Consider the following 12,180-nt stretch of genomic DNA (forward strand, 5'->3'; position numbering starts at 1 on the left):
GCCGGTGTCGAGGAACGAGTCCGCCGCCTGCGGATTGAATCGCGATTGCAACGAAGGAGATGCAGATGGCGGCGCGTGCCTATTGGCAGGGGCAGATCCGGCTGGCGCTGGTTTCGATACCCGTGGAAATCTATACCGCGACCAAATCGGGCGCGGCGATTTCGTTTCGCCAGATCCATGAGCCGACCGGCAAGCCGATCCATTATGAGAAAGTCGTCACCGGCGTCGGGCCGGTCGACACCGACGAGATCATGAAGGGGTATGAGGTCGAAAAGGGCAGCTATGTCCTGCTCGACCAGGATGAAATCGATGCCGTGAAGCTCGAATCGAAAAAGACGCTCGAGCTCACCCAGTTCGTCGATGCGCACGAAATCGACGTTCTCTATTACGACAAGCCCTATTTCGTCGTGCCGACCGATGATCTGGCCGAGGAAGCCTTCATCGTCCTGCGTGAGGCGCTGCGGCGGACGAAGAAAGTCGGGCTGGGCCAGCTGGCGTTGCGCGGGCGCGAATATGTGGTCAGCCTGAAGCCGTGCGGGCGCGGCATGGTGCTCGAAACGCTGCGCTATGCCGATGAAGTGCGCAAGGCGCAGGGATATTTCCGCGACATTCCCGATGACAAGCCTGACGAGGAACTGCTCGAACTGGCCGAATCGCTGATCGCGAAGAAGACGGGCAAATTCGATGCTGGCGAATTCCACAATCGTTATGTCGACGCGCTGCAGGATCTGATCGCGCGCAAACGCAAGTCCAAGGGCGGCAAGATCGTCGAGGATGCCGAGGAAACGGCGCCCAGGCGCGGGTCGAATGTCGTCGATCTGATGGCGGCGCTGAAAGAATCGCTCGAAAAACCCGGCAGCGGCGGCGCGAAGGGCAAAGGATCGGGCGGGAGCAAGGCCGCAGCCAAAAAGCGCGCCGCAGGATGATGCGTCATGGCCAAGGCCGATCTCCTCGCCACCTATAACGCCAAGCGCGACTTTTCGAAGACCGCCGAACCCAAAGGCGCGATCGGCGAGTCGGGTGGCAATCGCTTCATCGTGCAGAAACATGATGCGACGCGATTGCACTGGGATTTCCGGCTGGAGATCGACGGCGTCCTGAAAAGCTGGGCAGTGACGCGCGGCCCCAGCCTCGACCCCGCCGAGAAAAGGCTGGCGGTACGCACCGAGGATCATCCGCTGAGCTATGCCGATTTCGAAGGAACCATCCCGAAGGATTCCTATGGCGGCGGCACGGTGATGCTGTGGGATTCAGGGACATGGGAACCGGTTGAGGGCAAGCATGCCGAGGATATCGACAAGGGGCATCTCCATTTCCGCCTGAAGGGCGAGCGGATGCAGGGCGAATGGCTGCTGATCCGGTTGAAACCGCGCGGCAAGGAAAGGCGCGAGAACTGGCTGCTGCGCAAGATCGACGACAGCTATGCCGGCGGAACCGATATGCTGGTCGAGACCGGCCTGACCAGCGTGAAGACCGGGCGCACGATGCAGGAAATCGCCGAGGGCAAGAAGGCGAAATCGAAGACAGCTCGCAAGTCGGCGGTGCCACTGGCGCGGCCGGGCTTTCGCGATCTTCAGCTTGCGACGCTGGTCGATGCGGTTCCGGCGGGCGACCGCTGGCTGCATGAAGTCAAATATGACGGCTATCGCGCGCTGCTGGCGATCGGGAAGGGCGGGCCGCGCATCTATACCCGATCGGGACTCGACTGGACGGACAAGTTTCCCGGCATCGCCGAAGCTGCGGCCAGCGTCGCAGCGGGCAGCGCGCTGATCGATGGCGAGATCGTTGCGTTTCGCGAAGGCCGCCCCGATTTTTCGACGCTGCAGGACGCGATTTCGGCGGGCGGCGACGCGCTGACGCTCTTCGCCTTCGACCTGCTGGCATGCGATGGCGAGGATTTGACCGATCTGCCGCAGATCCAGCGCAAGGAACGGCTGCGTCCGTTATTGACCGATACCGACGATCGCATCCGCTTTGCCGAACATGTGCTCGGCGCGGGCGAGAAGCTGTTCGAGGCGATGTGTCGCGAAGGCTATGAAGGCATCGTTTCGAAACGCGCCGATGCGCCCTATCGCGGGCGGCGGACAAAGAACTGGCTCAAGGTGAAATGCACCCATCGCCAGGAATTCGTGATCGTCGGATGGCTGCCCAGTCCGGCAAGGGGGCGAGGCTTCCGTTCGCTGCTGCTCGCGACGCAGGGCAAGGACGGGCTCGAATATCGGGGCAAGGTGGGCACCGGATTCGACACCGACACGATGGACGATCTGCGCGGCACACTCGACCGGCTGGCGCGCAAGACTCCGCCCGCCGATGTTCCCAGGGCTGCCGCGAAAGGCGCCCGTTGGGTGACGCCCCGGCTGGTCGCCGAAATCGCCTTTGCCGAATATACTGGAGAAGGCGTGTTGCGGCATGCCAGCTTCCTGGGTCTGCGCGAAGACAAGTCTGCGGAGGATGTGGTGGACGAAATGGCCCGGCCCGTGCCCGAATTGCCGATATCCGATGTGAAAATTTCGAGCCGCGATCGCGTGATCTTCCCCGACGCCGGGATCACCAAGGGCGATCTTGCCGATTATTATGCCGCAGTTGCGCCGATCATGCTCCCCTGGACAGCCGATCGTCCGATAAGCCTGGTGCGATGCCCGCAGGGGCGCGGCAAGCAGTGTTTCTTTCAAAAACATGATGCGGGCAGCTTCGGGGACCATGTTCGCCATGTGGATATTCGCGAGAAGGACGGATCGACCGAACCCTATCTCTATATCGACGATGCCGACGGCATTCTTGCGTGCGTGCAGATGGGCACGATCGAATTTCACGGTTGGGGTTCGCGGGCGAGCGATGTCGAAACGCCCGATCGGATGGTGTTCGATCTCGATCCCGATGAAGGACTGGATTTCGAGGATGTGAAGAAGGCCACGGTCGACCTGAAACAGCATCTCGCGGATATGGGGCTCGCCAGTTTTCCGATGCTGACCGGCGGCAAGGGCATGCATCTGGTGGTGCCGCTGGCACCGAGGGCGCAATGGCCGGAGGTCAAATCCTTTGCCGAGCGATTTGCGCGCGCGCTGGCGCAGGCCGAACCGGACCGGTTTACCGCCAACCTGAAAAAAGCGAGCCGCAAGGGCAAGATCTTCATCGATTATCTGCGCAACCAGCGCGGATCGACGGCAGTGCTCCCCTATGTCGCGCGGGCGCGCCCCGGAGCTCCGGTGGCGGCGCCGGTCAGCTGGAGCGAATTGCGCGACATCGAATCGGCACAGCGATGGAACGTTCGCGACGCCGATGCGCTGATCGAACGTGCCGGTGCGCGCAGCCTTTCGGGCTGGGGCGAATCCGCACAGACGTTGCCCGACCTATAAGATTCATTGGAAGCACGGCCCACAAAAGCCTGTGGGTAATGTGCGATGCGATGTTGCGCGGCAGCATCGATTCGATCAATCTGGTCCCAAGGGGATTGAATCAATGGCGAGCCGTGCCGTGACGGGATTGTTCGACGCCGGCACTATCGCCGATCGCTGGATCGCGGATTATTGCGCGCCCGGCCGGGCGAGCGACACTTTGTGCGCGCGGGCGAGCGGTGACGAGGGCTGGACGGCGATGCTCGAAGAGCTGGCGGCGTTCGTCGGCGACGAGCCGCTCGACCATGCGCGTGAGCGGGCACAGCGCCATGCCGAGGATATCGGCACCGGATTCCGCATCGCCGGCGAAGGGGAGGAGCGCCCCTGGCCGCTGTCGCCCGTCCCGCTGATGATCCCCGCCACCGAATGGGAGGGCATCGCCAGCGGCGTGGTCCAGCGCGCCGACCTGTTCGAAGCGATTGTCGCGGATATCTATGGCGAAGGGCGGCTGGTAGCCGAAGGGCATCTGCCCGCCGCGCTGGTAACCGGCAGTCCCTTCTTCCTGCGCCCGCTGCAGGGCATGACGCCGCCGGGTGGCTATCATCTGCAATTCATTGCCGCTGATCTGGGCCGTGGCCCCGATGGCGAATGGCGCGTGCTTGCCGATCATGTGCGTGCGCCGGCGGGGGCGGGCTATGCGCTCGAGAACCGGCTCGCCATGTCGCGGATGCTGGGCGGGCTTCAGACGCGGCTCAACATCGAGCGGCAGGCGCCGTTCTTCGCGGCGTTTCGCGAAGGGATCGCCGCGTTATGCCGCCGTTCCGATCCGCGTATCGCGCTGCTGACGCCCGGCCGGCTCAACCCCAGCTATGCCGAACAGGCGCATCTGGCGCGCTATCTGGGGCTGTTGCTGGTCGAAGGCGCCGATCTGACCGTGATCGACGACCGGCTTTATGTACGGACGATCGCCGGGCTGAAACGTGTCGATGCGGTGTGGCGCCGCGTCGATCCGCGCCTGCTCGATCCGCTGGCGTTCGATTCGCATTCGACGATCGGCGTCGCCGGGCTGGTCGATGCACTGGCGGCGGGCAGCGTCGTCGTTGCCAATGCGCCGGGCACCGGCGTGGTCGAATCGCCTGCTTTCGCGGCGTTCCTGCCCTGGCTGTCGCAAGTGATGCGTGGTGAGGAGTTGCGGCTGCCGACCATCGCCACCTGGTGGTGCGGGCAGGAGCGGGAGCGCGAACGCGTCGCGGATCGGCTCGATTCGCTGGTCATCGCCCCTGCGTTCGGCGTGGCCGCGCGCGGCCTGCCCGACGGGCCCGCGCTGGGGAATGATCTGACCGAAGCGGCACGCGCCGCCCTGCTTGCCGATCTGGCGCGGCGTCCGCAGGATTATGTCGGGCGTGAGGTCGTGCGGCTTTCGACGATGCCGGTCGTGGCGGGCGATGGCCTTGAACCGCGTCCGTTCATTCTGCGCGTTTTCGCCGCGCGCGGCGCCGATGGGAAATGGACCGTGTTGCCGGGCGGATTTGCCCGCATCGGCGAACATCCCGATCCGCGCGCGATGGTGATGGGCGAAGGCAGCTGGTCGGCCGATGTCTGTGTGCACGGGCCGACATCGGTCGAGCCGGTAACGCTGCTTCCTTCGGGCGAGACGATGGCGCTGCGCCGCAATCCCGGCACCTTGCCCAGCCGCGTCGCCGACAATCTCTTCTGGCTGGGCCGCTATCTGGAACGCGGCGAAGCGTTGCTGGCGATGCTGCGCGTGCTGCTCGGCAATTCGATCAGCGCGGACAGCGGCGCGGCGCTGTCGGCCGCAACGGTGCGGCGGCTCGTCGATCTGGTCGTTGCGGGCGGCGCGGCGCCTGCGCCCGCCAGCTATCGCCGGTCCGATCTTCAGCAATTCGTGCGTGCCGCGCTGGAGGAAACCGACGGCTGGTACAGCGTGCGCTCGATCAACCGGCAGGCGCGGCTGATCGGTCAGATTTCGCGCGAGCGACTGGCGGCGGACATGATGCGCCTGCTCGACGCGCCCTTTCCGACGCGTGGCGGGCTGCTCGACAAGGCGGGCTCGCTCCAGCGCCGCTATTCCGCGCTGGCAGGGCTTTCCTCCGAACATATGGCGCGGACCGATGCCTGGCGCTTTCACGATCTTGGCCGCCGGCTCGAACGGGCAATGATGGTGACGCGCGTCGTGCGTGGCTTTTCCGGTGCGGACGTTACTGCCGACGATCTTTCGACATTGCTCGACCTTGCCGACAGCCAGATCAGCTATCGCCAGCGCTATCCCACCGGGATGGCGCGCGTGCCGGTGCTCGATCTGGTCGCGCTCGATCCCGGCAATCCCCGATCGATCGCGTTTCAGGTTCAGGCGATCGCCGATCATCTGGCGGGGCTGCCGGTGCTTTCCGACGATGGCATCGCCGAACCGCAACAGGCGCTCGCACGCGAGCTGGAGGCGATCGTTGCCACGGCGCGCCCGACGGAAATCGACGAGCCGCTGCTCGCGCGGATCGATGACGGGCTTGCACGCCTCTCCGATGCGATCGGGCGCCGCTATTTCCTGCAGGGGGCCGAACCGCTGCGCGCGGCGGGGCTGGTGCTGGCGTGATGCGCTATGCCATCCGCCATGTCACTCGGTTCGAATATGCCGAACCGGCGGCGTTCGCGCGCTGCAATCTGCGGCTCAAACCGATCGACTGGCCCGGCCAGCATCTCGAATCCTATCATTTGTCGGTCGAACCGGGCGGTCATACCTATCCCGCGCGCGCCGAAGCGGGGCTGGCGCATGTCGTGCGGCTGGTGGTGGCGGAGCCCGCCCGGACGCTGACGATCGAAAGCACTGCGACCGTGACGGTCGACCGGATGATTCCGGTGCCCGATGCAAGCGACCCCACATTGGGCGAAATCGCGATTGCCGCGCGTGCCAGCCGCGACATGTCTGCGGCCAGCCCGGCCAATTATCTCTTCCCCTCGCCGCTCATTCCGATCGATGACGAAATCGCGCAATGGTGTGCGCAGGAGCTTGCCCCCGATCGCGGCGCGCTGGAGGCGGGTATCGCGCTGGCGCGGCGGATCCAGAACGCATTCAGTTTCGACACCACGGCGACGTTGGTCGATACGACGCCGCACGAAGCCTTCGCCAAGCGCGGCGGCGTATGTCAGGATTTCGCGCAGATCATGATTTCGGGGATGCGCGCGGCGGGCCTGCCCGCGGCCTATGCCTCGGGCTATCTGCGCACGCTGCCGCCGCCGGGTCAGCCGCGCCTGGTGGGCGCGGATGCGACTCATGCCTGGGTATTGCTGTGGTGCGGGGCGGAGCGCGGCTGGGTCGGGCTCGATCCGACCAACGGCATCTGGATGGCGAGCGACCATGTGCTGATGGCGGTGGGCCGCGATTATGCCGATATTGCCCCGATCGACGGCATAGTGCTGGGATCGGGCGCGCAGAAGATGGATGTCTCGGTCGATGTCGAGCCGCTGGAGACCGTCGCCGCCTGATTCGGGCATCCATGGCGCGCGCGGGCGACAGCCCTTGCAACCGACCGTTTTCGCCCCGAAATAGCGCGCGGACGAACAGGAGACACAATGGCCGATCCTTATGCAACGCTGGGAGTAGCGCGCGGGGCAAGCGAAGCCGACATCAAGAAGGCGTATCGCAAGCTCGCCAAGGAGCTGCATCCGGACCGCAACAAGGACAATCCGAAAGCCGCCGAGCGTTTCAGCCAGGTGACGCAGGCCTATGACCTGCTGACCGACAAGGACAAGCGCGCGCGGTTCGACCGGGGCGAAATCGATGGCGACGGCAATCCGACCGCGCCCTTCGGGTTCGGCGGTGGTGGCGGTGGCGCGGGCGGTGGCGGCTTTCGCCCCGGCGGCACGCAGTTCGATTTCGGCGGAGAAGCCGCCGATCTGGGCGATATTTTCGAAGGGCTGTTCGGCGGTCAGGGCGGGCGTCAGCGCGGCGGCGGCGGTTTTTCGGGCGGTTTTGGCGGCTTTGGCCGTCGGCCCCAGCCCAAGGGCGCCAATGTCGCCTATCGCCTTGCCGTTCCCTTTATCGACGCAGCGACTCTGGCGCCGCAGCGGATCACGCTGTCCGACGGCAAGACGATCGACCTCAAGCTGCCGCCCGGTGTCGAGAGCGGGACGCAGATGCGGCTGGGCGGCAAGGGCCAGGAAGGCCCGGGCGGCTTTGGCGATGCGATCGTGACGATCGAAATTCAGCCGCACGCCTTTTTCGTGCGCGATGGCGACGATGTCCGGCTCGACCTGCCTGTCTCGCTCAATGAGGCGGTGCTGGGCGCGAAGGTACGCGTGCCCACGCCCGATGGTGCGGTCATGCTGACGGTGCCCAAGGGGACGAGTTCGGGCAAGGTCCTGCGCCTGAAAGGACGCGGGTTTCATCACAAGGGCGGCGGGCGCGGCGACCTGCTCGCAACGCTGATGGTCGACCTGCCGGCCGACGATGCCGAGCTGACGGCCTTTGTCGAAACATGGCCGGGTCGCGACAAAGGGAACCCACGCAGCCGTCTGGGCGTCTGACTCCTTCGTGGAGGAAGAGGATTTCTCGCCTGAAACGCCCGAAGCGCGGCGGCAAGGTCTTGGCGGTCGGATCCGGCGCAGGCTGGACGAACTGGGCCTGTCGCAACGCGTCTGGGAAGTAACCAAGCGAGTCGGCATCGGTACCTATACCGATGGCTTCACCTATGCCGGCAATCTTGCCTATCTTTCGCTGGTCACTCTGTTCCCCTTCTTCATCGTCGCCACGGCGGTGGCGCGGATTTTCGGGCATAGCGGTGAGGGGCTGCGCACACTCGAGGCGTTTCTTCAGACCGTGCCTCCCGATGTCGCCGAAGTGTTGCGCAAGCCGGTGCAGGACGTGCTTGCGGCGCGTTCGGGCAGCCTGTTGTGGTTCGGCGCGATTGTGGGATTGTGGACCACGGCGGGATTTATCGAAACGCTGCGTTCGATTCTGCGGCGCGCCTATGGCGTCAGCGGCGGGCGCGCCTTTTGGGAATATCGGCTGGGTTCGATCGGAATCATCATCGCATCGGTGATCCTGATGATGTCGGCATTCAGCTTTCAGGTGGTGCTGACGGGCGCGGAACAGTTCATCCTGCGCGTCCTTCCCTTTGCCCAGGATGCCGCGCAGGTGGTTTCGCTCAGCCGGATCGCGCCATCGGTCGCACTGTTCGTCGCTCTCTATATCCTTTTCTATTCGCTCACGCCCTTTCGCTATCGCAGCGGCCCCTATCCCAAATGGCCGGGGCCGTTGTTCGTGACGCTGTGGTGGCTCGGCACGACGACATTGTTGCCTGTGGTGCTGGGATCGCTCGTCAATTACGATCTGACCTATGGCAGCCTGGCCGGGGTGATGATCGCATTGATCTTCTTCTTCGTGATCGGATTGGGCATGGTGATCGGAGCCGAACTGAACGCCGCGCTGGCGGAAGAGCCCGCGAACGCGCTAGGGGCAGGGCCGGAACAGGAGGAACAGACGACGTGACCGGATTGATGCAGGGCAAGCGGGGCCTGATCATGGGCCTTGCGAACGACAAGTCGCTGGCCTGGGGCATTGCCAAGAAATTGCACGAACAAGGCGCCGAGATGGCATTCAGCTATCCGGGCGAAACCATGCTGAAGCGCGTGGCGCCGCTGGCCGAACAACTGGGTTCGGACAAGCTGATCGAATGCGATGTTTCGGACATGGCGGCGCTCGATACGGCGTTCGAAAAGCTGGCGGGATGGTGGCCCACGATCGATTTCGTCGTCCATGCCATCGGATTTTCGGACAAGAACGAGCTGCGTGGCCGATATTACGACACCAGCCTCGACAATTTCCTGATGACGATGAACGTGTCGGTATTCAGCTTTACCGCAGTGGCCAAACGTGCCCGCGAACTGATGCCGAACGGCGGCAGCCTGCTGACCCTCAGCTATTATGGCGCCGAAAAGGTTGTGCCCCATTACAATGTCATGGGCATCGCCAAGTCGGCGCTGGAAACCAGCGTCCAGTATCTCGCAGTCGATCTCGGCCCCGAAAATATCCGGGTGAACGCGATTTCAGCGGGTCCGATCAAGACGCTGGCCGCCAGCGGTATCGGCGATTTCCGCTATATCATGAAGTGGAACGAGCTGAATTCGCCGCTGCGCCGCAATGTGACGATCGAGGATGTCGGCGGCGCGGGTCTGTATCTGCTGAGCGATCTTGCCAGCGGCGTGACCGGTGAGACGCATCATGTCGATTCCGGCTATAACGTCATCGGCATGAAGGCCGAGGACGCGCCCGACATCGCCCTGTCGTGACCGGCGAGGCAAGCATCGCGATCCGGCGTGCGGCGCCGGGCGATGCCTATGACATCGACGATATCCTGACCGCGTGCTTCCCCCGCGCGGCCGAGGCGATGCTGGTCAAGCAACTCGCCATCGACGGCGATCTGGTGCTGGCGCTGATCGCGCGCGACGAGCGGACCAACGAAGCGCTGGGCATGGTCGCGGTCAGCAAGATGGATGTCATCATCGGCGGCGAGGAAGTGCCCTCGGTCGCGCTTGCGCCGCTCGCGGTGATGCCCGCCTTTCGCCAGACCGGCGTTGCCGAAGCGCTGGCGGGCGCGGCGGTGGAGGAAATGAAGCGCGCCGGGGCGCTGCTGATGTTCGTGCTTGGCGAGCCGGGCTATTATGGTCGTTTCGGCTTTTCGGTCGAAGCCGCCGAGGGGTTTGAAAGCCCCTATGCCGGGCCGTTCTTGATGGCGCTGGAGCTGCAGGGCGGCCTGCCGTGCGGCCCGCGTGGCAAGGCGGAACATGCCCCGGCCTTCGCGGCGCTGAGCGAAGAGGCGTGAGCGCGAGCGAATTTGCACTCGGCCAATTGGGCGCCCTTTTCCCTGGCCTATACTTTACGTTTGCCACTCGACGCTCGTCATCGAACTGGGCGTTCGCAGCGCTCGAAGGCGCGCGCATGTGGGGAATAACGGGTATTTCGGTGTGTACCGTTTGGGTCGCGCTTGCCGTGGACGAACCTGCATCGCGAATTGGCGCCGCGCTAATCGGCCCAATCATCTCCGCCATGATTGTAAACAATGGCTACCTTGCGTTGCACCGGCAAATCAGTCGAAAGAGCGCCGCATGAGCTACAACAGTTTCGGACGCGTTTTCCGCTTCACCACCTGGGGCGAGAGCCATGGGCCTGCACTGGGCGTGGTCGTCGACGGGTGCCCGCCGGGGATCGAACTGTCCGAGGCGGATATCCAGCCCTTCCTCGATGCGCGGCGCCCCGGCCAGTCGCGTTTCACCACGCAGCGGCGCGAGCCGGACGCGGTACGCATCCTGTCGGGTGTTTTCGAAGGGCGCACCACCGGTACGCCGATTTCGCTGATGATCGAGAATGTCGACCAGCGATCAAAGGATTATTCGGACGTAGCGCGGGCCTATCGTCCCGGCCATGCCGATTATGCCTATGACGCCAAATATGGCTTTCGCGATTATCGCGGTGGCGGGCGCAGCTCGGCGCGCGAGACCGCGGCACGGGTCGCGGCAGGTGCGGTGGCGAGGCTGGTCATCCCCGAAGTCGCGATCACCGGTTGGGTCGAAGCGATTGGCGGCGATGCGATCGATCCGGCTGCATTCGATGCCGGACAGATCGAGGCCAATGCATTTTTCTGCCCTGATGCCGCTGCGGCTGCGCGCTGGGAAACCCTGGTCGATGCTGCGCGCAAGTCGGGGTCCTCGCTCGGCGCCATCGTTGCCTGCACCGCGACCGGCGTTCCCGCCGGCTGGGGCGCGCCGCTTTACGCCAAGCTCGACAGCGAGCTGGCGGCGGCGGCGATGTCGATCAACGCAGTCAAGGGCGTCGAGATCGGCGACGGTTTTGCCGCCGCTGCGCTCACCGGCGAGCAAAATGCCGATGCGATGCGCCCGGGCATGGCAGGCGAGGGGCCGCACTTCCTGGCCAATCATGCCGGCGGGATCGCGGGCGGTATTTCTACCGGTCAGCCGGTGCATCTGCGCGTCGCCTTCAAACCGACCAGTTCGATCCTGACTCCGGTTCCGACGATTTCGCCGGAGGGCGAAGCCACCGAAATCGCGACCAAGGGCCGCCACGATCCCTGTGTCGGCATTCGCGGCGTGCCGGTGGTCGAAGCGATGATGGCGCTGGTGCTGGCCGATCAGAAGCTGTTGCACAGGGCGCAATGCGGCAAGGATTAAGCCGCCATTTCCCCGATATGCGCGGGACGGCGTAACGTCGCGCCCACGGCGCGCACTCGATTCGTCACGAATTAATCTCGGTTAAGTGTCAGGCAGCACTCCAGCTGCGTTGGACGGAGCCGAGCATGTTCGGCGGAATCGCATTCCGCACGTTGTTTCTACGCCTGCGACCCTTTGATGGAGTATGACATGCGTAGAATGATCATTACCGGATTGCTTGTTATCGGCGGTTCGACTGCGATGGCGGCAAACGCCGCTTCGATGGCACCGTGGCAGGATGTGCCGGGACAGGATGTCCCCACCACCGTGGCATCCCCCTGTCCCACGCCCACTCCGGGCGTGACGCCCGATACGGCGACCGATCCGAACGCGCCGTGCCCGGATCCGATGGCAACCGAATCGACCATGCCGGAAACCGATCCGGCCACACCGGCCACGGATCCGGTGATGGAGCCGGAAACGACCCCGGACGATATGACCACGCCGACCGAACCGGTCGAGCCCACCGACGGAAGCGAAACCGTTCCTCCGGGCCGCTGAGCCGCATTTCGTGGCGTTCGATCCTGCCGCCGTCGGGCCTGTGCCCGGCGGCGGCAGTGTCATGCGAAGCGCGATCCGATCGGTGGAGAGCGGCGCAATGAAC

10 protein-coding genes are annotated in these 12,180 nt (G+C 64.5%); all 10 read left to right on the plus strand.

The window, feature by feature from the left end; all coding sequences use genetic code 11:
* The first annotated feature begins 65 nt into the window (after nucleotides 1-65).
* Nucleotides 66-926, plus strand: a complete 861-nt coding sequence (gene ku / locus DKB74_RS11505) for a non-homologous end joining protein Ku (RefSeq protein ID WP_109808784.1) — start codon at nucleotides 66-68, stop codon at nucleotides 924-926.
* 6 nt (nucleotides 927-932) lie between these two features.
* The gene (gene ligD, locus DKB74_RS11510) at nucleotides 933-3,356 is read left to right on the plus strand and encodes a DNA ligase D (protein WP_109808327.1); all 2,424 of its coding nucleotides are present in this window, start codon (nucleotides 933-935) and stop codon (nucleotides 3,354-3,356) included.
* Between the two features lie 103 nt (nucleotides 3,357-3,459).
* The gene (locus DKB74_RS11515; protein ID WP_109808328.1) at nucleotides 3,460-5,946 is read left to right on the plus strand and encodes a circularly permuted type 2 ATP-grasp protein; all 2,487 of its coding nucleotides are present in this window, start codon (nucleotides 3,460-3,462) and stop codon (nucleotides 5,944-5,946) included.
* Nucleotides 5,946-6,836 (plus strand): transglutaminase family protein, encoded by an 891-nt coding sequence (locus DKB74_RS11520; RefSeq protein WP_109808329.1) that lies wholly within the window; start codon nucleotides 5,946-5,948, stop codon nucleotides 6,834-6,836. The genes DKB74_RS11515 and DKB74_RS11520 overlap by 1 nt, the downstream gene beginning before the upstream one ends.
* Nucleotides 6,837-6,923: 87 nt before the next feature.
* The gene (locus DKB74_RS11525; protein WP_109808330.1) at nucleotides 6,924-7,877 is read left to right on the plus strand and encodes a DnaJ C-terminal domain-containing protein; all 954 of its coding nucleotides are present in this window, start codon (nucleotides 6,924-6,926) and stop codon (nucleotides 7,875-7,877) included.
* A gap of 7 nt (nucleotides 7,878-7,884) precedes the next feature.
* Nucleotides 7,885-8,841, plus strand: coding sequence for a YihY/virulence factor BrkB family protein (locus DKB74_RS11530; protein WP_109808331.1), 957 nt, complete (start codon nucleotides 7,885-7,887; stop codon nucleotides 8,839-8,841).
* Nucleotides 8,838-9,641: an enoyl-ACP reductase FabI gene (gene fabI, locus DKB74_RS11535; protein ID WP_109808332.1), complete on the plus strand. Its 804-nt coding sequence runs from the start codon at nucleotides 8,838-8,840 to the stop codon at nucleotides 9,639-9,641. Before DKB74_RS11530 ends, fabI begins: the two co-directional genes overlap by 4 nt.
* Complete coding sequence (locus DKB74_RS11540; protein WP_109808333.1) at nucleotides 9,638-10,174, plus strand: GNAT family N-acetyltransferase; 537 nt, start codon at nucleotides 9,638-9,640, stop codon at nucleotides 10,172-10,174. Before fabI ends, DKB74_RS11540 begins: the two co-directional genes overlap by 4 nt.
* Before the next feature lie 283 nt (nucleotides 10,175-10,457).
* Nucleotides 10,458-11,537 (plus strand): chorismate synthase, encoded by a 1,080-nt coding sequence (aroC, locus tag DKB74_RS11545; protein WP_109808334.1) that lies wholly within the window; start codon nucleotides 10,458-10,460, stop codon nucleotides 11,535-11,537.
* 189 nt (nucleotides 11,538-11,726) lie between these two features.
* Nucleotides 11,727-12,077: a hypothetical protein gene (locus DKB74_RS11550; RefSeq protein ID WP_145960960.1), complete on the plus strand. Its 351-nt coding sequence runs from the start codon at nucleotides 11,727-11,729 to the stop codon at nucleotides 12,075-12,077.
* Nucleotides 12,078-12,180 lie beyond the last annotated feature (103 nt).

It is taken from the genome of Stakelama portus, assembly GCF_003171655.1.
GTDB classification, from domain to species: Bacteria; Pseudomonadota; Alphaproteobacteria; order Sphingomonadales; family Sphingomonadaceae; genus Sphingomonas; species Sphingomonas portus.